Source organism: Stutzerimonas kunmingensis, assembly GCF_002929225.1.
Lineage (GTDB): Bacteria > Pseudomonadota > Gammaproteobacteria > Pseudomonadales > Pseudomonadaceae > Stutzerimonas.
This window is the reverse complement of record NZ_PISM01000004.1, coordinates 283,463-308,690: the sequence shown is the minus strand read 5'-3', so window position 1 is coordinate 308,690 and position 25,228 is coordinate 283,463. Positions and strand designations below refer to the sequence as shown.

The following is a 25,228-nucleotide window of genomic DNA, read 5'->3' as shown; positions in this document are numbered from 1 at the left end:
TCGGCAGGATTGTGCAAACGCTCCTGTTTCCGGTGCCATTAGGCTTGGCCTCTGCAAATCCCGAACGAACAAAGGAGCCGTCATGAGCAACAGCATCGGTTACGCCGCCCTCGACCCGAGCGCCCCGCTCGCCCCCTACTCGTTTTCGCGCCGCGAAGTTGGGCCTAACGATGTGCGGATCGAGATTCTCTTCTGCGGCGTCTGCCATTCGGACCTGCATACCGCACGCAACGAGTGGAACAACACCCTGTATCCCTCCGTGCCCGGCCACGAGATCGTCGGCCGCGTGAGCGCGGTCGGCGCGAACGTCAGCAAGTTCAAGGCGGGCGATATCGCCGGCGTCGGCTGCCTGGTCGACAGCTGCCGCAGCTGCTCCTCCTGTGGCGAGGGGCTGGAGCAGTATTGCGAGAACGGCTTCGTCGGCACCTACAACGGTCCAGCCTTCGGCGGTGGCGAGAACACCCTTGGCGGCTATTCCGACAACATCGTGGTGGACGAAAAGTACGTGCTACGCATCAACCACACCGACAACCTCGCCGCCGTCGCGCCGCTGCTTTGCGCGGGCATCACCACCTACTCGCCGCTGCGCCAGTGGAAGGTCGGCCCGGGGCAGAAGGTCGGTGTAGTTGGCCTCGGCGGTCTTGGCCATATGGCGGTGAAGATCGCCAACGCCATGGGTGCAAAGGTCGTGCTGTTCACCACCTCGCCGGACAAGCGGGAAGATGCGCTGCGCCTCGGCGCGTCGGAAGTGGTGGTGTCGAAGAACAAGGAGGAGATGGCTGCGCACGTCAACAGCTTCGACTTCATTCTCAACACCGTTGCCGCGCCGCACAACCTCGATGCGTTCGTGAATCTGCTCAAGCGCGACGCCACCATGACGCTGGTCGGCGCACCGGCTTCGCCGCACCCCTCACCCAGCGTGTTCGGCCTGATCTTCAAGCGCCGCCGCATCGCCGGCTCGCTGATCGGCGGCATCGCCGAAACCCAGGAGATGCTCGACTTCTGCGCCGAGCACGGCATCGTCTCGGACATCGAGATGATCCGCATGCAGGACATCAACGAAGCCTACGAGCGCATGCTCAAGAGCGACGTGAAGTACCGCTTCGTCATCGACATGGCCACCCTGAAAGCGGCCTGACCGCTCGGCTGGCGAGCCTGCGGGCGCGCCAGCCCTTCCCTCTTTCATGCGCAGCCGCTAAGGTCGCCGGCCTTCGTCGTGGAGGCGGTATGCGCTATCTGATCTTCGTCACCCTGCTCTGGGCCTTTTCCTTCAACCTGATCGGCGTCTACCTGGCCGGCCAGGTGGACAGCTATTTCGCAGTGCTGACCCGAGTGATTCTCGCCGGCCTGGTGTTCCTGCCGCTGACCCGCTGGCGCGGTGTCGCCCCCGGCTTCATCGCCGGCGTGACCCTGGTCGGCGCGCTGCAGTTCGGCGTGACGTATCTCTGCCTGTACATGAGTTTCAACGTGCTGACGGTCGCCGAAGTGCTGCTGTTCACCGTGCTCACGCCGCTGCACGTGACGCTGATCGACGACGCGCTCAACCGTCGCTTCAACCCCTGGGCGCTGGTCGCGGCAGCCGTCGCGGTGTTCGGCGCCGGGCTCATCCGTTACGACGGGGTTTCCGGCGATTTTCTCGGCGGCTTCCTGCTCATGCAGCTGGCCAATTTCACGTTCGCCGCCGGCCAGGTGTTCTACAAGCATCTGGCGCAGCGGTACCCCTCCGACGTGCCGTTGCATCGCCGCTTCGGCTACTTCTTCCTCGGCGCACTGTTGATCGTGCTGCCGGCGTGGCTGCTGTTCGGTAACGTCGAGAAACTGCCGACTACCACGACGCAGTGGTCCGTACTGATCTGGATGGGCGTGCTGGCCACCGCGCTGGGCCAGTTCTACTGGAACAAGGGCGCGACGCTGGTCGATGCCGGCACCCTGGCGGTGATGAACAACATGGCCGTGCCGGTGGGCCTGCTGCTCAACCTGCTGTTCTGGGGCACCACGACCAACCTGATTCTGCTCGCCGTCGGCGGCGCGATCATTCTCGCCTCTCTGCAGATCAACCGCCTGGGCCGTATGAAGGCCTGATGACATCATGCAAGTTATTGTTTTTTATTACTTTTACTTAAACGAAAGGTAAGATGCCGGCCCGCGCATGGATGCGACACTCGTTCAGTTGTCGAGAATTCCATGCGCCGCCTCAGTCTCTTTCTGCTTGCTCTGTTCTGCTGCACCAACACTTACGCCGATGCGCCTCGCACCTTCCGCGAAGCGAAGAAGGTCGCCTGGACGCTCTATGCCGACCGACCGGTGGACTTCTACTGCGGCTGCAGCTTCAAGGGCAATCGCATCGACCTACGCAGCTGCGGGTATGTCCCGCGCAAGCAGCCCAAGCGCGCTCAACGGGTGGAGTGGGAGCATATCGTCCCGGCCTGGGTCATCGGCCATCAGCGTCAGTGCTGGCAACAGGGCGGGCGCAAGCAGTGCACCGCCAAAGACCCCATATTCAGCCTGGCCGAGGCCGACCTGCACAACCTGGTTCCGGTGGTCGGCGAGGTGAACGGCGACCGCAGCAACTTCGGCTTCGGCATGCTCAGCGAAAAGCCCAGCCAGTACGGTGCCTGCCCCTTCGTGGTGAACTTCAAGCAGCGCACGGCCATGCCACCCGAGTACAGCCGCGGTGCCATCGCCCGCACCTATCTGTACATGAGCGAGCGCTACAAACTGCGCCTGTCGAAACAGGACCGGCGCCTGTACGACATCTGGAACCGCCAGCATCCGGTCAGCGAATGGGAGCGCACGCGCAACCAGCGCATCGCCTGCGTGCAGGGCAATCCCAATACCTATGTCGGTGCCGTCGACCTGCGGCGCTGCAAACGTTCGATCTCCCGCTCGGCAGCGGCGCCCGCCCGCCAGGGTTGAAGCGCCCTGACCCTGCGTCCGGTTGCAGGCCGACTGGCTCCCCGGCATGCTGCCGTCTGGATCGATCACGACGGCTAACTCGATGCAGGACAGAACACTCTATTCAACGCTGGGGTTGGTAGTGCTGCTGGCGCTGGCCTGCTCCGCGATCGCTCCGTATGACCGTGCCACCTGGCTGCTGGAAGTCGCTCCGGTACTGATCGCTGCGCCCCTGCTGCTGTGGAGCCACCAGCGCCTGCCGCTGACGCGACTGCTCTACGTGGTGATCGCCGTTCATGCGCTGATCCTGATCCTCGGCGGCACCTACACCTACGCGCGGGTACCACCGGGATTCTGGGTGCAGGAATGGTTCGACCTCAGCCGCAACCCCTATGACAAGCTCGGCCATTTCATTCAGGGTGTGACGCCGGCGCTGCTGGCACGGGAGATCCTGCTCCGCCTGCGCTTCGTCGCGCCAGGAAAGATGCTCGGCTTTCTCGCACTTTGTGTCGCGTTGGCCTTCAGCGCCTTCTATGAGCTCATCGAATGGTGGGTGGCGCTTATCGCCGGGCAGGGCGCGGAGGATTTTCTCGGCACCCAGGGCGATCCATGGGATACCCAATCGGACATGTTCATGGCAATGCTCGGCGCTCTCCTGTCCGTCACCCTCATGGCGCGCCTGCAGGATCGCCAGATCCGCGGCATGAGTCGCGCAGACGCGACGGCGTAGCCCAATGCTCTATCGAGTTGGCGCGGACGCCTTGTTGCTCCTGCACCTCGGGTTCATTCTCTTCGTGCTGTTTGGCGGCTTGCTGGTCGCATGGAAACGCGGCTTCGTGTTGCTGCACATTCCGGCGATCGTCTGGGGCGTTTTCGTCGAGCTGACCGGGAGGCCGTGTCCGCTGACGTACTGGGAGAATCTGCTGCGACGGCTGGCGGGTGACGCGGGGTATGAGACGGGCTTTATCGAGCACTACCTGCTGCCATTGATCTACCCGGCCTGGCTGAGCATACCGGTGCAATATGTGCTGGCGGCAATAGTGCTGCTGGCCAATCTGCTGATCTATGGCTGGCTGTTGTGGCGTCGACGGCGCCACAGCACAACGCACTAACCAGCGGTTTGCCCGGGCGCCAGGGTGGGAGCCTCCCCACAACAGCCGTTCACGCTTACCGCCGTTAGCGCAGCAACTCGCTGCCTCACCTTAGTGCAGCAGGCTATCGCCCGAGGTCCGGTCCTAGGGTTTGAGCTCGAACTGATCGCCATCGTGGTAGGCCGGGAAGCGCTCGCGGAACGCCGCCAGATCGCGTGAGCGCAGTGTGCAGCGCAACACGGCATCACGCTCTTCGCCGTTCAGCAGCGTGTCACCCTTGAAGTCGAGCACCTGGCTGTCACCACTGTAGGGATAGCCCTTGCCGTCTTCGCCGACCCGGTTGACCGCCGCGACATAGCACAGATTCTCGATGGCCCGCGCCGGCAGCAGACGATTCCAGGCATCGCGGCGCGCGGCTGGCCAGTTCGCCGTGTAGAGCAGCAGGTCAGTGCCGTGTGGATCGCGGCTCCACACCGGGAAGCGCAGGTCGTAGCAGATCAGCGGGCGCACGCGCCAACCGTCCACCTCGAACAGCGCCTGCTGCTGCCCTGGCGTGTAGTGCTTGTGCTCACCCGCCATGCGGAACAGATGACGCTTGTCGTAGTGCAGCACCTCACCATCCGGGCGCGCCCAGAGCAGTCGGTTGCGGTGACTGCCGTCGGCCGCCTCGATGATCACGCTGCCGGTGATCACCGTATCCAGTCGCGCGGCCTGAGCGCGAAGCCAGGCGTAGGTCGGCCCCTCTTCCGGCTCGGCCAGCGCGGCCGAATCCATGGAAAAACCGGTGGTGAACATCTCCGGCAGGACGATCAGGTCCGCACCGCTGGCCTGATCCAGCAATGCGGCGAAGCGCTCGCGGTTGGCCGCAGCGTCCTGCCAGATCAGGCTGGTTTGCACCAGCGCCAGTTCGAGGTCGGGCAGATTGTTCAGATCGCGCATAGTCGTTCCGCCGCCTGACGCAGCGTCTCCTCTCGTTTGGCGAAGCAGAAGCGCACCAGCCTCAGATCGGCCGGGGGACTCTGATAGAAAACCGAAATCGGAATGCTCGCGACCCCGTGCTCGCGGGTCAGCCACTCAGCCATGGCGACGTCATCCAGATCAGGGCGGATAGCCGAATAGTCGGCGAGCTGGAAGTAGGTTCCGGTGGCACGGGTAAAGCTGAAGCGCGAGCCCGCCAGCAGGTCACAGAATAGATCGCGCTTGGCCTGGTAGAACACCGGTAGCTCGCTGATGTGCTCGGGATGCTCGGCCATGAAATCGGCCAACGCCCACTGCAGCGGCGTGACACCGGTGAAACTGACGTACTGGTGCACCTTGCGCAGCTCGCTGCTGAGTGCAGGCGGCGCCACCACGTATCCAGTCTTCCAGCCGGTGACATGGTAGGTCTTGCCGAAAGAGCTGACGACGAATGCGCGCTGATAGAGCTCATCGTGGCGCAGCACGCTGGCATGCTCGCGGCCGTCGAACACAAGATGCTCGTAGACCTCGTCGCTGAGCAGATAGATGTCACGCTCGCGGATCAACGCCGCCAGACGGTCGAGATCATCAGCATCGATCAATGCACCGCTGGGGTTGTGCGGCGTATTCAGCACGATCATTCGCGTGCGCGGGGTAATGGCATCGGCCAGGCGCTGCCAATCGATATGGAAATCCGGCAGGCTCAGTTGCTGGTGAATGCAGACGCCACCAGCCAGCTGCACCGACGGCTCGTAACTGTCGTAGCAGGGATCGAAGACGATGACCTCATCACCCGGCCGGATCACTGCCTGGATCGCACAGAAGATCGCCTGGGTAGCACCCGGGGTAATCGTGACCTCGGTGGCAGGATCCACTTTCCGTCCGTACAGCCCGGCGACCTTGACCGCGACCTGCTCGCGCAGGACCGGCAATCCGGTCATCGGTGCGTACTGGTTGTGTCCCGCCATGACGTGGCGGGCCAGTGCCTCGCGCAGCGCGTCGGGGCCATCGAAATCGGGAAAGCCCTGGGAGAGATTCAGCGCACCCGTGTCCGCGGCCAGCTGGGACATGGTGGTGAAGATGGTCGTGCCAACGTTGGGCAGTTTACTGATGAGCATGTCAGCCTTCCGACAAGCCTGCCGCACGGGGGGTCGGCAGGAAGGCAGACAGGATAGCCGAACAGCGATGCACGATACGAGGGTGCACGGCGCCTGCCAGCGGGCTGCTACAGTGCAGCGAACGAGCACCCTCGCGTATCGACAATAAGGAACCTCGCATGTCCAGTCATTCAGTCAGCACGCTGTGGAACGAGCTACGCGCCCAGGCGCTTCACGCGCTGGATGCGGAGCCGACCCTGGCCGCGCTATTCCAGCGGGCTATCCTCGACCATCCCGATTTCGGCTGCGCGCTTGCCCAGCGCATTGGGCAAGCACTCGCGGAAGGCACCGAGCAGAGCCGTACGCTGACTGATCGTTTCGCTGGCATTCACCAACAGGCCGCAGCGCTCGCCGAGGTGGCGTGCTCTGACCTGCAGGCAATCGTCAGCCGCGACCCGGCGTTCGACACCGTGCTGGAAGTGTTTCTGTTCTCCAAGGGTTATCTGGCGTTACAGGCCTATCGTGTCGGGCACCACTTGCATGAACGGGGCGAACGCCTGCTGGCAATGTTCATCCAGGCACGCAGCAATGAACGCCTGGGCATCGACATCAACCCGGCCAGCCGCATCGGCAGCGGCATCATGCTCGATCACGGGACCGGCATTGTCATCGGCGAAACCGCTGTGGTGGGCGATGACGTCTCGATCCTGCAGGGCGTTACCCTGGGCGGTACGGGCAAGGAAGGCGGCGACCGCCATCCGACGGTGCGCAGCGGCGTGATGATCGGCGCTGGAGCGAAGATTCTCGGGAACATCGAGATTGGCGAAGGCGCCAAGGTTGGCGCCGGCAGCATCGTGCTGCATCCCGTTGCGCCGCATACCACGGTGGTTGGCAATCCGGCTCGTCAGGTCGGCACGCCGCGCCACGCACGACCGGCCCTGGATATGGACCAGTCGTTCGACGGAGATCGCTGAGCAGTCAGCGCTTGTCGCGGCGCTTCTTCTCGGCCTTCTTGTGGTGCGACATGAGACGGCGCTTCTTGTTGACCTGGCGGTCGGTAAGCGTGTTTTTCTTGCCCTCGTAAGGGTTTTCTCCGCCCTTGTACTCGATACGAATCGGCGTACCGACCAGCTTCAAAACGCGTCGGTAGGTGTTTTCCAGATAACGGGTGTAGGACTTTGGAATCGAGTCGACCTGGTTGCCGTGGATCACGATCAGAGGCGGGTTGGCGCCGCCCAAGTGCGCGTAACGAAGCTTGATCCGGCGGCTGGCAACCATCGGCGGCGCATGCTCGCGAACCGCATCTTCAAGGATCTGCGTCAGACGGCTGGTGGGCCATCGCGTCACGGCTGAAGTAAACGAGGCCTGCACGGACTTGTACAGATTACCGACGCCGGTGCCATGCTTGGCGGAGATGAAGTGGATGTCGGCGAACTCGACGAAGAACAACCGACGCTCCAGCTCGGTCTTCACAGAGTCGCGCTCACTCGGCTCCATGCCGTCCCACTTGTTCAGTGCGATGACCAACGCCCGACCGCTTTCCAGCACGAAGCCGAGCAGGTTCAGATCGTGTTCGACCACTCCCTCGCGGGCATCCATGACGAAAATCACGACGTTGGAGTCCTGGATCGCCTGCAGCGTCTTGACCACCGAGAACTTTTCTACGGCCTCGAAGATCTTGCCGCGACGGCGCACACCGGCCGTGTCGATCAGTGTGTACTTCGCGTCGTCACGTTCGAAGGGAATGTAGATGCTGTCGCGGGTTGTACCGGCCTGGTCATAAACGATGACCCGTTCCTCGCCGAGCATGCGATTGACCAGCGTCGACTTGCCCACATTGGGCCGGCCGATGATCGCGATCTTGATGCCATCCTTTTCGCTCGGTCCAGGGATGCGCTTGAGCTCTTCTCCTTCGGCAACCGTCTCGCCCTCTTCACCCTCGGCTTCGGCAACTTCGGCGTTGTCCTTGGGGAACATGCCGAGTGCCTGCTCGAGCATATGGGTGATACCACGGCCATGGGCGGCGGCGATCGGCAGGGCGTCGCCCAGGCCCAACGGGCTGAATTCCGCTCGGGCGATATCCGGATCGATACTGTCGACCTTGTTCGCCACCAGGAAGTGGCGCTTGTTCATCTTGCGCAGGTGCTCGGCAATCATCTGATCGCCAGGCGTCATGCCGGCACGCGCGTCAACCATGAACATCACCGCATCGGCCTCTTGCATGGCTTGCAGGGACTGCTCGGCCATCTTGGCGTCGATGCCGTCCTCATCGCCGGTCAGACCACCAGTGTCGATGACGATGTAGGTGCGGCCCTGCCATTTGGCCTCGCCGTACTGGCGATCTCGGGTCAGACCGGCGTACTCGGCCACGATGGCGTCGCGGCTCTTGGTCAGACGATTGAACAGGGTGGACTTGCCGACGTTCGGGCGGCCCACCAGGGCGATTACGGGAACCATGCGGCTCTCCACTGCGATATTTCAGAAAACACGAAGGCCGCTGCATTGCAGCGGCCGAATATTCAGGGCTCCGCCAGGCGGAGCCGTGGGCGCAACTTGCGGTCAGTCAGCCTGACGGATAGTCAACGCCACCAGCTTGCCGTCATTGCCGAAGGCATACAGCCAGTCGCCCTCGACTACCGGACGGGCACGGACGCCAGAGCTGTCGATACGCTCGCGAGCGACGAAACGACCATCGACCTGGCTCAGCAGGTGCAGATAGCCTTCGATGTCACCCACCACAACATAGCTGGAAAATACTGCGGGAGCCGAAAGCTGGCGGCGCGCCATGGACTCATTGCGCCACAGAGCAGTCGTGGAGCGCTCGTCGATCCCCTCGACAGTGCCGTCGGCAAGGCTCAGGTAAACGCTACCGTAGCCGAGCGCAGCGCCCGAATAGCTGGACGCATCGCGCTGCCAGAGGACACGACCACTTTCCAGTTCCAGTGCCGCGGCACGGCCCTGATAGCTGGTGACGTAGAGCGTGCCACCGGATAGCAGCAGACCACCGTCGATATCGACGACCCGCTCAAGCTCCGAACGTCCTTGCGGAATGGCAACGCGCTGCTCCCAGACCGGAAGCCCGCGACGGGTATCCAGTGCGACCACTTTGCCGCTGGACAGGCCGGCAACGGCCAGCTGATTGGTCAGCAGCGGTGCGCCGGTCCCGCGTAGCGTCAGCACCGCAGGAGAGCTCTCGTAGCTCCAGCGCTGCGCGCCGGTATCTATCTCCAGCGCGATCAGCCGATCATCCTGCGTCTGCACCAGGACGATGTCGCCATTGACGGCCGGGGCAGCCAGCACTTCACTGCTGACCTGACTGCGCCAGCGCTCCTCGCCCGTGCTGACGTCCAGCGCCAGCACTTCACCGCGCAGGGTGCCAACCAGCACCAGGCCGTACCCGGCGCCTACCCCGCCGGAAACCGGCGTTTCGAGGTCCTTCTTCCAGTTGACCTTGCCGGTCAGGCGATCCATGGATACCACCAGCCCTTCGACATCGGCGGCGTAAATCTGGTCGCCATACACCACCGGCGTCAGCAGGTTGTAGGTCTTGCCCTGCCCCTCACCAATCGAGCGACTCCACTCCTTCTTCAAGGAGATTTCCGCCTCGAACTTGGTCAGCTCCGCCGGCTCCGGCTCTTTAGTGTCCTTGTTGCTACAACCCGCGGCCAGTACGGCCAGGGTCAGCAATGCTGCAGTCTTCCAGCGCATCGTTTACGCCTCCCCTCGGGCCAGATCATCCAGCTTCATTTGCAGACCACCGATGGCCGCATCCTGGGACAGCGACTCTTTCGCCGCGGTGTAGGCCGCATGTGCCTCGTCGCGTCGGCCAAGCTGCACCAGCAGATCGCCGCGCAGCTCCTCGCGACTGGCAGCGAAGGCCTGATCAGCCTTGCCGTCCAGCAGCCTGAGCGCTTCTTCTGCCTTGTCCTGCGCAGCCAGAACGCGTGCCAGACGCTGACGAGCCAGCTCGTCCAGCGTCTTGTCGGCGGGCTTGTCGACCACGGCGCGAAGCTCGCTAGCCGCTTCGTCCAACCGCCCCGACTCGACCGCCACCTTCGCCACGAACAGGCTGCCGTACTGCGCATAATGCGTGCCGGCGAAATCTTTCTTCAGCAGATTGCCCAATCGCGCAACTTCCGCCGCATCGGCTTCACCTTCTTCCAGCGCTGCGCCGAGCAGCTGCTGATAGATCACCGAGGCACCCTGCGCCTGGTTGACCTGATGGTTCTGCCAGAATTGCCAGCCGAACACCAAGACCAGAGCGAGCACAGCCCCAAACAGAAGAGGCTTGCCGTTGCGCTGCCACCAGTCTTTGATCTGCGCCAGTGTTTCTTCTTCGGTACCCGAGGTCACGCTGTCACTCCTTTCATTCGCTTAGTCTCAGACCTGCTCGAGGCAGGCAGCCAGACGCTCGGGCAGAGCATCCCAGGCAATGCTTTGTTGCTCGCTGTCGTCGCGTAGCGGCTTGCAACCTACCACGCGCCCTGCCAGTTCGTCGTCACCCAGGATCAGCGCAAAGCGCGCGCCGCTCTTGTCCGCTTTCTTGAACTGACTCTTGAAACTGCCGCCACCGGCGTTCACCAGCAGGCGCAGCCCTGGCAGCATATCGCGCAGGCGCTCGGCCAGAGCCAGTGCTGCCAGCTCAGCAGGCTCACCGAATGCGCAGATATAGGCATGCGGCGCCGGGCTCAGGGCGTCCGGCACCAGACCAAGGGTTTCCAGCAGCAGCACCAGGCGCTCGACGCCCATGGCGAAGCCGACACCCGGGGTAGGCTTACCGCCAAACTGACTGATCAGGCCATCGTAACGGCCGCCAGCGCAGACGGTGCCCTGCGAACCCAGTTTGTCGGTAACCCACTCGAACACGGTTCGACCGTAGTAATCCAGACCACGCACCAGCTTCGGGTTGATTTCGTAGGCGATGCCGACTGCATCGAGGCGCGCCTTCAGGCCTTCGAAATGCACGCGCGACTCATCGTCGAGGTAGTCATGCAGCGTCGGTGCATCGGCCAGCAGCGCCTGAGTCTGGGCATTCTTGCTGTCGAGAATACGTAGCGGATTGGTCGTCAGGCGCCGCTGGCTGTCCTCGTCGAGCTGATCGAAACGCTGCTGCAGGTAGGCCACCAGCGCATCGCGGTAGCGCGCACGTGCTTCGCTGGAGCCCAGGCTGTTGAGCTGCAGCGTTACAGCGTCGGCCAGGCCGAGCTGCTTCCACAGGCGCGCCGTCATCACGATCAGCTCGGCGTCGACATCCGGCCCAGGCTGGTTGAAGACTTCCACGCCGATCTGGTGGAACTGCCGATAGCGGCCCTTCTGCGGCTTCTCATAACGAAACATCGGCCCGGTGCACCAGAGCTTCTGCACCTGGCCGCCACCGGTCATGCCATGCTCGAGCACGGCGCGCACACAACCGGCAGTGCCTTCAGGACGCAGGGTCAGCGACTCTTCGTTGCGATCGAGGAAGGTGTACATCTCCTTGTCGACCACGTCGGTGCCTTCGCCGATGCCGCGAGCGAAGAGGTCGGTGAACTCCAGGATAGGCAGGCGAATCTCGCTGTAGCCGTAGCTGTCGAGCAGTTGCGCGAAGGTGCTTTCCAGATAACGCCAGGTCGGGGTCTGCGCAGGCAGGATGTCGTTCATGCCACGAATGGCTTGCAGGGACTTGCTCAATGGGATTCCTTAAAGATCAGCTGCGCGCGATGACCGCCGCGTCGGCCGCGAGCTTCTCGGCGGCCTTGCGTCGGATGAGCTGCTCCAGCTCATCGACGAGATTTTCGTTGTTCAGTTTTTGCGCCGGCTTGCCGTCGATGTAGACCAGGTTGTTAGGGCTGCCACCGGTCAACCCGACATGGGCCTCCTTCGCCTCTCCCGGACCGTTCACCACACAACCGATCACGGCAACGTCCATCGGTACCAGCAGGTCTTCCACGCGGGTTTCCAGCTCGTTCATGGTCTTGACCACATCGAAGTTCTGCCGCGAGCAGCTCGGGCAGGCGATGAAGTTGATACCACGTGAACGCAGACGCAGCGACTTGAGGATATCGAAGCCGACCTTGATTTCCTCGACAGGATCGGCCGCCAGCGACACGCGAATGGTGTCACCGATGCCTTCAGCGAGCAGCATGCCCAGCCCGACCGCGGACTTCACGGTGCCGGAACGCAGTCCACCCGCCTCGGTAATGCCCAGGTGCAGCGGCTGTTCGATCTGCCCGGCCAGCAACCGATAGGCCTCGACCGCCATGAATACGTCGGAAGCCTTTACGCTGACCTTGAAGTCCTGGAAGTCCAGGCGATCGAGATGATCGACATGGCGCAGGGCGGACTCCACCAGCGCCTGCGGGGTCGGCTCGCCGTACTTTTTCTGCAGGTCCTTTTCCAGCGAACCGGCATTCACCCCGATGCGGATCGGGATGCCCTTGTCGCGCGCCGCATCGACCACCGCGCGCACGCGATCTTCGCGACCGATATTGCCGGGATTGATGCGCAGGCAATCAACGCCGAGCTCGGCCACGCGCAGAGCGATCTGATAATCGAAATGGATGTCGGCCACCAGCGGCAACTGCACCAGTTGCTTGATGCGCCCAAAGGCCTCGGCAGCCTCCATGGAAGGCACTGAAACCCTGACGATATCGGCGCCTGCATTGGCCAGGCGCTGGATCTGCGCAACCGTCGCCTCGACATCACAGGTCTCGGTATTGGTCATGCTCTGTACGGAAATCGGCGCATCACCACCGACCGGCACATTGCCCACCCAGATCTTGCGGGATTGGCGACGCTTGATAGGAGATTCGGAATGCATGGTCAGCTTACTGTCCGAGCTTGAGGCGCGCTGTCTCGCCGCGCATATGAGAGGCGAGGTTCACAGCTTCGCCGTTGTAACTGAGTTGGGCGCCGCGAGCGTAGCCCAGATGTACGTCCAATGGTGCCTTGCCGCTGACCGCCCTGCTCGTCCCAGCCTTGGCCAGCGCGCTGAACAGTACCCGTCCGTCGGCATCGCTGACTCGCGTCCAGCAATCGGCGGTGAAACTCAGCTCTAGCTGGGCCTCGCCGGCTACTGGCGGGGCGGTGTCGCTCGAGGCACTCGTGGGAGCCGGGGAGGCCGTTGCGTCAGCGCCTTGCGTGGGGCTGTCAGGCAGCGTCAGCGGCAGAGACTGCGCGGCCTCGCCCGCCGGCTCGGTGATGGTGCCCTGCACATCAGTGGTGGCTGGAGCCTGTTGCTCAGACTCGATCGCTTCACTCTCGTTCGAATCGGCTAGCGGTGCTGTTTGCTCGACTGGCTGTTCGCTCTGCTGCTCGGCACCCTCGTCAGCGCGATCAAGCAGATGGATCTCGGTGGTTCCATCCGCGCCTTCCACTTCGATTCGCTCCAGCGCCGAGACCGGTGGCGTCGTGGCCTCTCGAGCCATGCGTTCCTGCCACCAATACCAGGCGACTGCAGCCAGGAGCAGCAACAAGGCAAAGCCGAAGAAGCGCATGAAGCTTCGCGACAGACGGCCGGGCTCTTCGATGCGCCCCAGGCTGTTGACGTTGCTTCCGGAAGCGTTGGTACCGGTGTGCAGGTCGAACTCCTGAACCAGGCGATTCTGATCCAACCCCAGCAACTTGGCATAGGCACGAACGTAACCCCGGGCAAAGGTGTGCCCTGGCAACTGGCTGAAATCGCCGGCCTCGATGCGAGCCAGCGAGCGCTCGGTGAGATTCAGCTGCTGTGCAACTGCAGACAGCGGCCAGCCCTTGTCTTCGCGAGCTATACGCAGCGTCTCGCCGGGGTTGTTGCCCATCGGTGCAGCGGATTCTTGGTGCGGCGCGGTCATCGTTGCTCCGAAAGATATTGCTTGTATTCATCCGTACCGGGATACAGCCGCCTCAGCTGCAGCGCGAGGCTTGCAGCAGTGTCGCGGTCCTGATGGATGTTGGCCAGACGGATACCGAGCAGCAGACTCCGTGCGTTCTGCTCGGCCAGTTGGCTGAAGCTATCGTAGTAACGCTTGGCTGGAACGTATTGCTTGTCCTCGAAGGCCATGAGTGCAAGCTCGAGCAACGCGCGGGGCTGGCGACTGTCGAGGCGCAGCGAGCGGGTGAAATGGAGTTCGGCCTCTTCACGCTGGCCCAACTGCAGTGCAGTCATACCCAGATTCTGAAAGACCCGCGCCCGCTCGGAATACATGTTGTCTTCGGAAGCCTGACGGAAACGCTCCATAGCTTCGGGGTAGCGCTTCTGCTCGAACAGAAAGCTGCCGTAGTTGTTGAGTATGCGGGCGTCCTTGCGACTGGAGAGCGCTTCACGGTAGTGCTTGTCGGCCAGGTCGTTTTCCATTTCGGTCTGGAATACCAAAGCCAGGGCGGCGTGTGCATCGGCGCTGTTCGGATCAATTTCGAGGGCCTTGCGCAGTGGCGTCTTGGCGCGCGCGGCGGCGCCCTGCTGCAGGTAGCCGATCCCCAATTGAATATAGGCGTCGCGGGCCTGCTGGCGACCTTCGTCGGTTCTCAGCGGATCAGTGGATCCAGAAGACACACAACCGGCCAACAGGCCGGTCAGTAGAAGCAGCAGCGCAGCGCGCAAAATCATCAGCATCCCCCTCAGGATCGGTTCGAAGCAGTTTGCGCCGCACCTGGCTCGCTCTGTAGCTCACGCACAGCGATGTATCTCTCGCTTCGACGCGTCCGGTCCAGCACCTGGCCGACGAGCTGACCGCAAGCCGCGTCGATGTCTTCGCCGCGGGTGGTACGCACCGTTACATTGTGCCCACCTTTGTGCAGGATGTCCTGAAAACGGCGGATAGCATTGTTGCTCGGCCGCTCATATCCGGAGTGAGGGAACGGATTGAACGGGATCAGATTGATCTTGCACGGGATATCCGCCAGCAGCGTGATCATCTGCTCGGCATGTTCGGGCTGATCGTTGATGCCCTTGAGCAGGGTGTACTCGATGGTCAGCACGCGCTTCTCGCCAAGCCTCGAGATATAGCCCTTGCATGCCGCCAGCAGCATGTCCAGCGGGTACTTCTTGTTGATCGGCACCAACTGATCGCGCAACGCATCGTTGGGTGCGTGCAGCGACAATGCCAGAGAAACGTCGATGACCTTGGCCAGCTCGTCGATCATCGGCACGACGCCGGAGGTCGAGAGCGTCACCTTGCGCTTGGAAATCCCGTAACCAAGGTCGTCCATCATGATGTGCATGGCAGCGACGACGTTGTCGAAATTCAGTAACGGCTCGCCCATCCCCATCATCACCACGTTGGTGATCGCACGATCGATTTTCGCCGGGATGGAGCCGAATGATTTGTTAGCAATCCAGACCTGACCGATCACCTCGGCCGCTGTCAGGTTGCTGTTGAAGCCTTGCTTGCCGGTGGAACAGAAACTGCAATCCAGCGCACAACCGGCCTGCGAGGACACGCACAGCGTTCCACGTCCGCCCTGGGGGATGTACACAGTTTCCACACAGCTGCCCGAGGCGACACGCACGACCCATTTGCGGGTGCCATCGCTGGAGATGTCTTCACTGACGACCTCCGGGCCGCGAATCTCGGCGCAGGCCTTGAGCTTTTCGCGCAAGGCCTTGCCGAGATTGCTCATGGCGTCGAAATCATCGACACCAAAATGGTGAATCCACTTCATCACCTGACCGGCGCGAAAACGCTTCTCCCCGATGGACTCGAAGAAGCTCTCCAGTTGCGACTGGGTAAGCCCGAGCAGATTCACTTTACCGGTCGTGGCAATCATTGAATTCACCTTCGCTCAATCAGCGAATGCGTGCGCACACTTCGGTGGCAGCAAAGAAGTAAGCGATTTCACGAGCAGCGGAGGCTTCCGAATCGGAACCGTGCACGGCGTTCTCGTCGATGGAAACGGCAAAATCGGCGCGGATGGTGCCGGCAGCAGCTTCTTTCGGGTTGGTGGCGCCCATCAGCTCACGGTTCTTGGCGATGGCGTCTTCGCCTTCCAGAACCTGAACGATGACCGGACCGGAAGTCATGAAAGCAACCAGATCCTTGAAGAAGCCACGCTCGCTGTGCTCGGCGTAGAAGCCAGCCGCTTCGCGCTCGGATAGCTGAACCATCTTGGAAGCGACGACGCGCAGGCCGGCCTTCTCGAAACGGGTAGTGATTTCGCCGATGACGTTCTTGGCGACAGCGTCGGGCTTGATGATGGAGAAGGTGCGTTGCAGGGCCATGTAGGACTCCAAAACTGATGGGTTAAAGCGAACGAGTAAACCCGCGGATTATACGCGGGTTCATGTCAAAAAACATAAGGGTAGAGGGTAGAAGCCCGGATGGCGCCAGGGACCGCCGAACGGTCCCGAGATACCCAACCGGAGGAAAACGAAAACTTCGAGACCGCTCTATTCGGCCTCTTCGATCCAGGCCGACTGAATGGCTTCGAGCACTTTCTCGCCACCCCGACCGGGCTCATCGGCGAAGCCCGGAAGCTCCACCACCCAGCGATGCAAATCAAGGAAATTCACATAGCGCGGATCTACATCGGTCTTGCGCTCGGCCAGCTCGATGGCGATTTCCTGCACGTCACTCCATTTCAGCTGCATGACGCCCACCCTCAGTGCCCTTCGGAAACCTGATTGATTGTGTACTTCGGAATCTCCACGACTAGATCGGCATCAGCCACCACTGCCTGGCAGGACAGCCGGGAATTGGGCTCAAGCCCCCACGCCTTGTCGAGCATGTCGTCCTCCAGCTCATCGGAAGCTTCCAGTGACTGGAAGCCTTCGCGAACCACGACGTGGCAGGTGGTGCAGGCACAGGATTTTTCGCATGCATGCTCGATGTCGATGCCATTGCGCAGCGCGGCGTCCAGCACCGTCTCGCCGGTCTGCGCCTCGATGACGGCGCCTTCAGGGCAATGGTCGGCATTGGGCAGGAAAATGATCTGCGGCATCTGGGTCAATCCTCGATATCGTTTAGCCGCCGCCCGGCCAGCGCGGCCTTGACGGTCGAATCCAGCCGACGCGCAGCAAAGGCGTCGGTGATCTGGCTCAGGCGTTTGGTCTGGCGCTCGATGGCCAGCACATCCTGACTGTCCAGCAATCCGCGCAACTCGGCGACCTGGGAGTCGATCGCCACGCGCTCTTCAGCAGACAGCAAGCGCTCGCCATCGACGGCCAGCGCAGCCTCGACCGCCTCGAGCAGGCGCTGGGCATCAACCAGCTGCTCACGCAACGCCCGGGCGTCACGGTCCTCGTCCGCCTTGCGGAAAGAGTCCTCCAGCATCCTGGCGATTTCGCCATCGGTGAGGCCATAGGAAGGCTTGACCTGAATACTCGCCTCCACGCCGGATGCCAACTCACGCGCGGACACGCTGAGCAAGCCATCAGCATCGACCTGGAAGGTGACGCGAATCTTTGCCGCCCCGGCGACCATCGGCGGAATACCGCGCAGCTCGAATCGAGCCAGCGAACGGCAGTCGGAGATCAGCTCGCGCTCGCCCTGCAGCACATGAATCATCATGGCCGACTGGCCATCTTTGTAGGTGGTGAAGTCCTGCGCGCGCGCCACCGGAATCGTGGTGTTGCGCGGAATGATCTTCTCCATCAGCCCGCCCATGGTCTCCAGCCCGAGGGACAGCGGGATCACATCGAGCAGCAACAGCTCTTCCCCATCGCGATTATTGCCAGCCAAGGTCTCAGCCTGAATCGCCGCGCCAATGGCCACAACCTCATCAGGATCGATGTCGGTCAGTGGCTCGCGACCGAACAGCTGCCCAACTGCCGAGCGCACCCTTGGCACTCGTGTCGAACCGCCGACCATGACCACGGCGGTAATCTCCTCAAGCTCCACACCCGAATCCCGCACGGCACGCCGGCAGGACTTGAGACTGCGCGCAATCATCGGCTCGATCAGCGCATCGAAGGTTTCGCGTTGCAGCTCGCCTGACCAGCCGGCATACGCGACATCCACCGCATCCACATCACTCAGATGCTCCTTGGCATCGCAGGCAATCTTCAGCAATTCACGCTGCGCGCCCGGCTCGAGATCGCCGGACACACCGGCACGCTCGAGAATCCAGTCCGCTACCGCATGGTCGAAATCATCACCACCCAGAGCCGTGTCGCCACCAGTGGCCAACACCTCGAAAACGCCCTTGGTCAGGCGAAGAATCGAAATATCGAAGGTACCGCCTCCGAGATCGTAGATCGCGACGACGCCTTCGGCATGACGATCCAGACCATAGGCGACGGCGGCCGCGGTCGGCTCGTTGAGCAGGCGCAGCACGCTGAGCCCGGCAAGTCGCGCGGCGTCCTTCGTCGCCTGACGCTGGGCATCGTCGAAATAGGCCGGAACGGTAATCACCGCACCGACCAGCTCACCGCCCAGGGTCGCCTCGGCACGCTGACGGAGTGCGCGCAGAATCTCAGCCGAGACTTCCACAGGGCTCTTGGCGCCCTGAACGGTCTCGATGAACGGCATTTGCGACTCAGCCTGACGGAAGCGGTACGGCAGCTGTTCGCCCAACTGCTTCACATCGGCCAGCCCGCGACCCATCAGCCGCTTGACCGAACTGATGGTGTTGAACGGATCGGTGGCCGCGGCAAGTTTGGCTTGTGCGCCAACCTCAATGCGGTCAGCGTGATAGCGCACCACCGACGGCAGGATTACTTGCCCATCAGCATCGGCCAACGGCGCAGTGACACCACTGCGCAGGGCAGCTACGAGGGAGTTGGTGGTCCCCAAGTCTATTCCGACAGCCAGGCGCCGCTGATGGGGCTGGGGGGTTTGTCCGGGCTCGGCAATCTGAAGTAAGGCCATGTCTGTCTGATATCGGGCGCAACGCCGGGCGCTGCGCGGGGTTAATCGTCGAGGCGCTCTTCGAGTTGGCGCACTTCCTGGGTCAGCTTGTCGAGAAACTGCATGCGTCGAACCAGACGCTCAGCATCGGCACGCCGCTCAGAATCCTGCCAGATGCGGGCGAAATCATCGTTCAGCCGCTGCTGCGCCTGCTTCAAGCGCGACTTGAACGCCGCTACGCCATCCAGATCGGCCTGCTCATGGAGCTCTTCAAGCTCCTCGCGCCAATGCATCTGCTGCATGAGGAACGCGGGATCCTGAACAGTCGCTTCCAGTGGAACCTCATGCCCCTCGATGGCCAACAGATACCTTGCCCGACGGCTCGGACTCTTGAGCGTCTGGTAAGCCTCATTGAGGTTGGCGGAGCGCTCAAGGGCCTGACGCTGCTCGCTTTCGCCAGCGTCGGCAAAGCGATCAGGGTGAACCTGGCGAGCAAGCTCTCGATAGCGATCGGCAAGAGACGCGAGATCCAGCTCGAACTCGGGCTTCAACTCGAACAATGCAAAATGACAGGGAGTACCCACGGCGTCCTCAGATATTGAAGCTCTCGCCGCAGCCACACTCGCCACGAACGTTCGGGTTGTTGAACTTGAAGCCCTCGTTGAGCCCTTCGCGAACGAAGTCGAGTTCCGTACCGTCGAGGTATACCAAGCTCTTGGGATCAATGATCACCTTGACCCCATGACTCTCGAACACCGAGTCTTCGGCTGCCGTTTCGTCGACGAACTCAAGTACGTACGCCAAGCCGGAACACCCGGTCGTACGCACCCCGAGTCGCACACCTACACCCTTGCCTCGCCCGTCCAGCGAACGGCGAACGTGCTGGGCTGCAGCGGGCGTCATGGTGATAGCCATCGCAACCTCCCTATTTAAAGCAGACCTTTCTTTTCGCGGTAGTCACGCACAGCTGCCTTGATCGCATCTTCGGCGAGCACGGAGCAGTGAATCTTCACCGGCGGCAGCGCCAGCTCTTCAGCCAGCTGCGTGTTCTTGATGGTTTCCGCTTCTTCCAGGGTTTTGCCCTTCATCCACTCGGTAGCAAGCGAGCTGGACGCGATGGCGGAGCCGCAACCATAGGTCTTGAACTTGGCATCTTCGATGACGCCCTGCTCGTTGACCTTGATCTGCAAACGCATCACGTCGCCACATGCCGGCGCACCTACCATGCCGGTACCGATGCTCGGGTCTTCAGCGTCGAACTTGCCGACGTTGCGCGGGTTTTCGTAGTGGTCGATGACCTTATCGCTGTATGCCATGGTGCAATCCTCTTAGATCAGGCTGTGCGGCGCTTGACGCCGGTCAGTGGGCTTGCCACTCGACCTTGGAAATGTCGACGCCGTCTTTGAACATGTCCCACAGGGGCGAAAGCTCGCGCAGCTTGGTGACGGCCTCGCAAACCTTCTGCGCTGCGTAGTCGATTTCCTCTTCAGTAGTGAACCGACCAAAGGTGAAACGGATGGAGCTATGCGCCAATTCGTCGTTACGACCCAGTGCACGCAGCACGTACGACGGCTCCAGCGAAGCGGACGTACAGGCGGAGCCAGACGATACCGCCAGATCCTTGAGCGCCATGATCAGCGACTCGCCCTCGACGTAGTTGAAGCTGAGGTTCAGATTGTGCGGTACACGGGCGGTCAGGCTACCGTTCACATAAAGCTCTTCGAGATGCTCGACCTGCTTGTAGAAGCGATCACGCAGGGAGCGGACGCGCTCGTTCTCCTGGGCCATTTCGTCTTTCGCGATACGAAAGGCCTCGCCCATGCCGACCAGCTGGTGGGTAGCCAGCGTACCGGAACGCATGCCACGCTCATGGCCACCGCCATGCATCTGTGCCTCAAGGCGGACGCGGGGCTTACGGCGAACGTACAGCGCACCCACACCCTTCGGCCCATAGGTCTTATGAGCGGAGAAGGACATCAGATCGACCTTCATCTTCTCCAGATCGATTTCGACCTTGCCGGTCGACTGCGCCGCATCGACATGGAAAAGAATGCCGCGAGAACGGGTCAGCTCGCCGATGGCGGTGATGTCGTTGATAGTGCCGATCTCGTTGTTCACGTGCATGACCGACACAAGAATAGTGTCGTCGCGCAGCGCAGCTTCGACCATCGCCGGCGTGACGATGCCATCCTCGCCCGGTTCGAGATACGTGACCTCGAAGCCTTCGCGCTCGAGCTGGCGAGTGGTATCCAGTACCGCCTTGTGCTCGATCTTGGTGGTGACGATGTGCTTGCCCTTGGACGCATAGAAATGCGCGACGCCCTTGATGGCCAGGTTGTCCGACTCGGTTGCACCGGATGTCCAGACGATTTCACGAGGATCGGCGTTCACCAGCTCAGCAACCTGACGGCGCGCATTCTCCACGGCTTCCTCGGCTTTCCAGCCAAAGGCATGAGAGCGCGACGCCGGATTGCCGAAGTTGCCTTCGTTGGTGAGGCACTCGATCATCTTGGCGGCAACACGCGGATCCACAGGTGTGGTCGCAGAGTAGTCCAGGTAAATCGGCAATTTCATTCAGATATCTCCTATCAGGCAGTCGCCCTGCTCAATCGATGGCGGACGTTTCTATCTTGTCCATATGCGGCGAAGTGCCGCCAGCCTTGCGCATGTCTTGGCGCAGGGCGACCTGCTGCACGTCCTGGCGCTTGACCAGGTCGGCCAGGCTGATGCCGCTGAGGAATTCATGAATCTGCTGGCTGAGGTCACACCACAGATGGTGAGTCAGGCAGGTATCGCCAGAGTGGCAGCCGCCTAGACCTTGGCAACGCGTGGCATCGACCGACTCGTTCACAGCGTCGATGACTTGGGCGACCTGAATGCCGGCCATGTCACGAGAAAGCTGATAGCCGCCGCCGGGCCCTCGCACGCTCGTCACCAGGCTGCCGCGGCGCAGCTTCGCGAAGAGCTGCTCGAGATAGGAAAGGGAAATACCCTGCCGCTCGGAAATATCGGCCAGGGAGACCGGCCCATGCTGCGCATGCAGCGCCAGATCGAGCATGGCGGTCACGGCATAACGGCCTTTGGTGGTTAATCGCATCGGTCTGCACCAAGCATTACGGTTTGGCGCAATTATGCAATTCCCGAGTATTTGAGTCAACTATAAGACCTATTAATTCAGTAGGTCTTTAGTCTGGAACCACGCCCGGCCGGAGGCAGCGGGCCGGCATGATACCAGCTGCTGCCAGCCCGCGCACTTCAGGTGCGGGCATCGCCAGCGTCGGACTTCACTTCAACGAAGTCTTCTTCTCGCAGCTCCGGAAGGTCCTTGGCGCAATAATCGCTGCCCAGCGCCTTGAGCGCGCCACACATTCCCTCCAAGCGCTCCTCTACGGCCTGAACATGATCCAGCAACTGCCCAATGGCTCGCGCGACGGGATCAGGCATATCCTCGCTGACGCCATAGGCGTCGAATCCGATCTTCTCGGCAATGGCCTTGCGCTTGGCTTCCTGCTCATCGCTGGATTTGACGATCACCCGCCCCGGAATTCCAACCGCCGTCGCTCCTGGCGGCACTTCACGGGTAACCACCGCATTGGAGCCGATCTTCGCGCCCGCGCCGACGGTGAACGGCCCGAGGATCTTCGCGCCCGCCCCCACGATTACACCGTCTTCAAGCGTCGGATGGCGCTTGCCCTTATTCCAGCTGGTGCCTCCGAGTGTCACGCCGTGATAGAGCGTCACGTCATCGCCAATTTCCGCGGTCTCGCCAATGACGATGCCCATCCCGTGATCAATGAAGAATCGCCGGCCAATCCTGGCGCCCGGATGGATCTCGACCCCTGTCAGCCAGCGCCCCAGATTCGAAGACATCCGCGCAAGCCACTTGAATTCATGCACCCACAGCCAATGGGACAGGCGATGAATCCAGATGGCGTGCAGCCCCGGATAACAGGTCAGAACTTCGAACGCATTGCGTGCCGCCGGATCGCGATGGAAAACGCTTTGAATGTCTTCGCGCATGCGTTCGAACATCAATCACTTCTCCGCTTGTGAGGCTCGCCGCGGGCAGCCTTTTGTGTCTCGGTGAGAATACCGCGCAGGATATTCATTTCCAGTTTGCTGATACCGCTGCGCCCGTAGAGCCGACGCAATCGGGGCATCAGATGCCTGGGCTTGGTCGGATCGAGAAAGCCGATATCCACCAGAGTCCGCTCAAGATGACCGAAGTAATTCTCCAGCTCATCGACAGTCACGGGCTGGGCATCCAGCATCGCCGTGGTTTCCAGTTTCTCGACCTTGATTGGCCGCCCCTCGGCAGCCAACCAGGCCATGCGCACCTCGTAGGTAAGCACTTGCACGGCCGCAGCGAGATTCAATGAACTGAACTGTGGATCAGACGGGATATGGACGTGGTACTGGCAGCGCTGCAACTCCTCATTGGTCAGCCCCGCGTACTCGCGACCGAATACCAATGCGACCTCGCCGCCCCCGGCAGACTGCTCCACGGAAACCGACGCGCACTCCCGAGGGTCGAGCAACGGCCAGGGAATGCGCCGATCACGAGCGCTGGTTCCGAGCACCAGACTGCAACCAGCCAGCGCCTCTTCCAGCGTTGCAACGACCCGTGCACTATCGAGAATGTCGGTTGCACCGGACGCCCTGGCCACGGCGTTGGGACTCGGGAAATCCTCGGGATCGACCAATACCAGGCGCGAAAGCCCCATGTTCTTCATGGCACGAGCCGCACCACCGATGTTGCCGGCATGACTGGTATTGACCAGCACGACACGAATGTTCTGCAGCGACACAATAATTCTCTGCTTGAAAGCGAGCAGAAAGCTTACAGGAAGCGGCTCCCGATCCGCCATCTGCCGCCCCCTGCAACCACCACCGTGACGCTACATGCGCCGGCGCTTTCCTGATAGAATTTCGCGCTTTCTTTAATGACCAGGTAATTGATCCATGCAGCCCATGCTGAATATCGCGCTGCGCGCCGCCCGCAGCGCCGGCGAACTGATTGTCCGTTCCACCGATCGCCTGGATGCAATCTCGGTCAACGAGAAAGAAGCGAAGGATTACGTCACCGAAATCGACAAGGCCGCAGAGCAGAGCATCGTCAATGCGCTGCGCAAGGCCTACCCGAATCACGGCATCCTGGGCGAGGAAGGCGGACTGCTCGAAGGCAGCGGGGACGGCGCCGATTACCTGTGGATCATCGACCCGCTGGATGGAACCACCAATTTTGTCCGCGGCATTCCTCACTACGCCGTCAGCATCGCCTGCAAGTACCGCGGGCGCCTGGAACACGCGGTCGTGCTGGACCCGGTACGCCAGGAAGAATTCACCGCCAGCCGCGGCCGTGGCGCCGCCCTGAACGGCCGCCGCCTGCGCGTTAGCGCACGCAAGAGCCTGGACGGCGCACTGCTCGGCACCGGCTTTCCGTTCAAGGATGGCCAGATGGACAACTTGGACAGCTACTTGAAGATGTTCCGCAGCCTGGTCGGCCAGACCTCCGGCCTACGTCGTGCCGGCGCCGCAAGCCTCGACCTGGCTTATGTCGCTGCAGGCCGCTTTGATGCGTTCTGGGAGTTTGGCCTTTCCGAATGGGACATGGCGGCAGGCGCACTGCTGATCCAGGAAGCCGGCGGCTTGGTGAGCGATTTCAGCGGCGGCCATGACTTCCTTGAGAAGGGTCAGATCGTTGCCGGCAACACCAAATGCTTCAAGGCGGTACTGACCACCATCCAGCCGCACCTGACACCTTCTCTCAAGCGCTGAGAACGATAGCGGCATAAAAAAACGCCCCAACGGGGCGTTTTTTTGTTGCTGCACAATCGCTCAACTCACTGCTGCGATAGCGACAACTGTCCATCCTGCACCGGGATCTGGCTACCCGGATCGCGATCCATGCGTACGCGACCCACCTTGCCGGCGAGGTCGTACTTCACGTCGTAGCCGACGATCTTGTCGTGCGAATCGGTTACCGTGCTGCAACGTGTTTCGGTAGTGGTATAGGTGCTGCTGGCCTGCATGCGGCCCTGCACCTGATTGCCTGCATAACCGCCACCGACCGCACCGGCGACCGTCGCAATTTTCTTGCCGGTACCGCCACCAACCTGATTGCCGAGCAAGCCACCAACCACCGCACCCACTGCTGTACCTGCGATGCGATGCTGATCCTGCACTGGTTTCTGCCGAGTCACCGCGACATCCTTGCAAACCTCTCGCGGAGTCCGAATGGTTTCCTTGATCGGCTCCACCGCCAGCACATCGGCGAATTTCGGCCCGCGATCAACCAGACTATAAGTAGCGAAAGCGCCGCCAGCCGTGGCGACCACCACTCCGAGCGCCGTGCCGACCAACATGGACTTGTTCACTGTGACTTCCTCTTCCTTCGGGCTGCGCCCGTTCCGCAGCCTTGGACTCCTTTACGCTGCGGAAG

29 protein-coding genes are annotated in these 25,228 nt (G+C 61.8%); 7 read left to right on the top strand and 22 right to left on the bottom strand.

Annotated features, from left to right (window positions below; all coding sequences use genetic code 11):
• Window positions 1-82 precede the first annotated feature (82 nt).
• From CW305_RS02485 to CW305_RS02465, 5 genes are all read left to right on the top strand, one after another.
• A complete protein-coding gene (locus CW305_RS02485; RefSeq protein ID WP_023446535.1) occupies window positions 83-1,138 on the top strand; it encodes an NAD(P)-dependent alcohol dehydrogenase in 1,056 nt (351 codons plus the stop codon).
• Window positions 1,139-1,227: 89 nt separating this feature from the next.
• Window positions 1,228-2,082 carry a carboxylate/amino acid/amine transporter gene (locus CW305_RS02480; RefSeq protein WP_104097024.1) on the top strand — a complete coding sequence of 285 codons (855 nt, stop codon included), beginning with the start codon at window positions 1,228-1,230 and terminating at the stop codon, window positions 2,080-2,082.
• Between the two features lie 102 nt (window positions 2,083-2,184).
• Window positions 2,185-2,916, top strand: a complete 732-nt coding sequence (locus CW305_RS02475; protein WP_102833006.1) for an endonuclease — start codon at window positions 2,185-2,187, stop codon at window positions 2,914-2,916.
• An 82-nt stretch (window positions 2,917-2,998) separates the two neighbouring features.
• A complete protein-coding gene (locus CW305_RS02470; protein ID WP_014819478.1) occupies window positions 2,999-3,625 on the top strand; it encodes a DUF2238 domain-containing protein in 627 nt (208 codons plus the stop codon).
• Between the two features lie 4 nt (window positions 3,626-3,629).
• Window positions 3,630-4,007, top strand: coding sequence for a DUF2784 domain-containing protein (locus CW305_RS02465; protein WP_104097023.1), 378 nt, complete (start codon window positions 3,630-3,632; stop codon window positions 4,005-4,007).
• Between the two features lie 123 nt (window positions 4,008-4,130).
• Here CW305_RS02465 and CW305_RS02460 read toward each other — a convergent pair whose 3' ends face one another.
• Together CW305_RS02460 and CW305_RS02455 are read right to left on the bottom strand one after the other, a co-directional pair.
• Entirely contained in the window at window positions 4,131-4,925 is a 795-nt protein-coding gene (locus CW305_RS02460; protein ID WP_104097022.1) for an amidohydrolase, read from the bottom strand.
• Window positions 4,913-6,061, bottom strand: a complete 1,149-nt coding sequence (locus CW305_RS02455) for a pyridoxal phosphate-dependent aminotransferase (protein ID WP_104097021.1) — start codon at window positions 6,059-6,061, stop codon at window positions 4,913-4,915. Before CW305_RS02455 ends, CW305_RS02460 begins: the two co-directional genes overlap by 13 nt.
• A gap of 158 nt (window positions 6,062-6,219) precedes the next feature.
• Between CW305_RS02455 and cysE (CW305_RS02450) the strand changes: the two genes are divergently transcribed.
• Window positions 6,220-7,014 (top strand): serine O-acetyltransferase, encoded by a 795-nt coding sequence (gene cysE / locus CW305_RS02450; protein WP_104097020.1) that lies wholly within the window; start codon window positions 6,220-6,222, stop codon window positions 7,012-7,014.
• 4 nt (window positions 7,015-7,018) lie between these two features.
• On the opposite strand, the gene der is transcribed toward cysE (CW305_RS02450), so the two are convergent.
• The 19 genes from der to trmJ form a co-directional block, all read right to left on the bottom strand.
• Window positions 7,019-8,497 carry a ribosome biogenesis GTPase Der gene (gene der, locus CW305_RS02445; protein ID WP_104097019.1) on the bottom strand — a complete coding sequence of 493 codons (1,479 nt, stop codon included), beginning with the start codon at window positions 8,495-8,497 and terminating at the stop codon, window positions 7,019-7,021.
• Window positions 8,498-8,599: 102 nt separating this feature from the next.
• Window positions 8,600-9,748 (bottom strand): outer membrane protein assembly factor BamB, encoded by a 1,149-nt coding sequence (gene bamB, locus CW305_RS02440; RefSeq protein WP_104097018.1) that lies wholly within the window; start codon window positions 9,746-9,748, stop codon window positions 8,600-8,602.
• Between the two features lie 3 nt (window positions 9,749-9,751).
• A complete protein-coding gene (locus CW305_RS02435; protein WP_104097017.1) occupies window positions 9,752-10,393 on the bottom strand; it encodes a tetratricopeptide repeat protein in 642 nt (213 codons plus the stop codon).
• 27 nt (window positions 10,394-10,420) lie between these two features.
• On the bottom strand, window positions 10,421-11,710 hold the full coding sequence (gene hisS, locus CW305_RS02430) for a histidine--tRNA ligase (RefSeq protein WP_104097016.1): 1,290 nt from the start codon (window positions 11,708-11,710) through the stop codon (window positions 10,421-10,423).
• 16 nt (window positions 11,711-11,726) lie between these two features.
• Window positions 11,727-12,839, bottom strand: coding sequence for a flavodoxin-dependent (E)-4-hydroxy-3-methylbut-2-enyl-diphosphate synthase (gene ispG / locus CW305_RS02425; RefSeq protein ID WP_003298158.1), 1,113 nt, complete (start codon window positions 12,837-12,839; stop codon window positions 11,727-11,729).
• A 7-nt stretch (window positions 12,840-12,846) separates the two neighbouring features.
• Window positions 12,847-13,854, bottom strand: a complete 1,008-nt coding sequence (locus CW305_RS02420) for a RodZ domain-containing protein (protein WP_104097015.1) — start codon at window positions 13,852-13,854, stop codon at window positions 12,847-12,849.
• Entirely contained in the window at window positions 13,851-14,609 is a 759-nt protein-coding gene (gene pilW, locus CW305_RS02415) for a type IV pilus biogenesis/stability protein PilW (RefSeq protein ID WP_014819467.1), read from the bottom strand. The genes CW305_RS02420 and pilW overlap by 4 nt, the downstream gene beginning before the upstream one ends.
• Before the next feature lie 11 nt (window positions 14,610-14,620).
• Window positions 14,621-15,769, bottom strand: coding sequence for a dual-specificity RNA methyltransferase RlmN (rlmN, locus tag CW305_RS02410; RefSeq protein WP_014819466.1), 1,149 nt, complete (start codon window positions 15,767-15,769; stop codon window positions 14,621-14,623).
• 19 nt (window positions 15,770-15,788) lie between these two features.
• The gene (ndk, locus tag CW305_RS02405) at window positions 15,789-16,220 is read right to left on the bottom strand and encodes a nucleoside-diphosphate kinase (RefSeq protein ID WP_003284654.1); all 432 of its coding nucleotides are present in this window, start codon (window positions 16,218-16,220) and stop codon (window positions 15,789-15,791) included.
• A 168-nt stretch (window positions 16,221-16,388) separates the two neighbouring features.
• Window positions 16,389-16,589, bottom strand: a complete 201-nt coding sequence (iscX, locus tag CW305_RS02400; protein WP_041013198.1) for a Fe-S cluster assembly protein IscX — start codon at window positions 16,587-16,589, stop codon at window positions 16,389-16,391.
• Between the two features lie 11 nt (window positions 16,590-16,600).
• On the bottom strand, window positions 16,601-16,939 hold the full coding sequence (gene fdx / locus CW305_RS02395) for an ISC system 2Fe-2S type ferredoxin (protein WP_003298166.1): 339 nt from the start codon (window positions 16,937-16,939) through the stop codon (window positions 16,601-16,603).
• A 5-nt stretch (window positions 16,940-16,944) separates the two neighbouring features.
• Complete coding sequence (gene hscA, locus CW305_RS02390) at window positions 16,945-18,807, bottom strand: Fe-S protein assembly chaperone HscA (protein ID WP_104097014.1); 1,863 nt, start codon at window positions 18,805-18,807, stop codon at window positions 16,945-16,947.
• A gap of 41 nt (window positions 18,808-18,848) precedes the next feature.
• Entirely contained in the window at window positions 18,849-19,370 is a 522-nt protein-coding gene (gene hscB / locus CW305_RS02385; RefSeq protein WP_104097013.1) for a co-chaperone HscB, read from the bottom strand.
• Window positions 19,371-19,377: 7 nt separating this feature from the next.
• Window positions 19,378-19,701, bottom strand: a complete 324-nt coding sequence (iscA, locus tag CW305_RS02380; protein ID WP_003298170.1) for an iron-sulfur cluster assembly protein IscA — start codon at window positions 19,699-19,701, stop codon at window positions 19,378-19,380.
• Between the two features lie 14 nt (window positions 19,702-19,715).
• Complete coding sequence (iscU, locus tag CW305_RS02375; protein ID WP_003284664.1) at window positions 19,716-20,102, bottom strand: Fe-S cluster assembly scaffold IscU; 387 nt, start codon at window positions 20,100-20,102, stop codon at window positions 19,716-19,718.
• Window positions 20,103-20,145: 43 nt separating this feature from the next.
• On the bottom strand, window positions 20,146-21,360 hold the full coding sequence (locus CW305_RS02370; protein WP_014819462.1) for an IscS subfamily cysteine desulfurase: 1,215 nt from the start codon (window positions 21,358-21,360) through the stop codon (window positions 20,146-20,148).
• Window positions 21,361-21,391: 31 nt separating this feature from the next.
• The gene (iscR, locus tag CW305_RS02365; RefSeq protein ID WP_014819461.1) at window positions 21,392-21,883 is read right to left on the bottom strand and encodes a Fe-S cluster assembly transcriptional regulator IscR; all 492 of its coding nucleotides are present in this window, start codon (window positions 21,881-21,883) and stop codon (window positions 21,392-21,394) included.
• Between the two features lie 158 nt (window positions 21,884-22,041).
• The gene (gene cysE, locus CW305_RS02360; RefSeq protein WP_042928298.1) at window positions 22,042-22,818 is read right to left on the bottom strand and encodes a serine O-acetyltransferase; all 777 of its coding nucleotides are present in this window, start codon (window positions 22,816-22,818) and stop codon (window positions 22,042-22,044) included.
• Window positions 22,818-23,654 carry a tRNA (cytosine(32)/uridine(32)-2'-O)-methyltransferase TrmJ gene (gene trmJ, locus CW305_RS02355; protein ID WP_245890963.1) on the bottom strand — a complete coding sequence of 279 codons (837 nt, stop codon included), beginning with the start codon at window positions 23,652-23,654 and terminating at the stop codon, window positions 22,818-22,820. Before trmJ ends, cysE (CW305_RS02360) begins: the two co-directional genes overlap by 1 nt.
• Before the next feature lie 94 nt (window positions 23,655-23,748).
• Between trmJ and suhB the strand changes: the two genes are divergently transcribed.
• The gene (gene suhB, locus CW305_RS02350; RefSeq protein ID WP_023446554.1) at window positions 23,749-24,564 is read left to right on the top strand and encodes a type III secretion system regulator SuhB; all 816 of its coding nucleotides are present in this window, start codon (window positions 23,749-23,751) and stop codon (window positions 24,562-24,564) included.
• 65 nt (window positions 24,565-24,629) lie between these two features.
• Here the strand turns inward: suhB and CW305_RS02345 are convergent, their stop codons facing one another.
• Window positions 24,630-25,163 carry a glycine zipper 2TM domain-containing protein gene (locus tag CW305_RS02345; RefSeq protein WP_014819457.1) on the bottom strand — a complete coding sequence of 178 codons (534 nt, stop codon included), beginning with the start codon at window positions 25,161-25,163 and terminating at the stop codon, window positions 24,630-24,632.
• Window positions 25,164-25,228 lie beyond the last annotated feature (65 nt).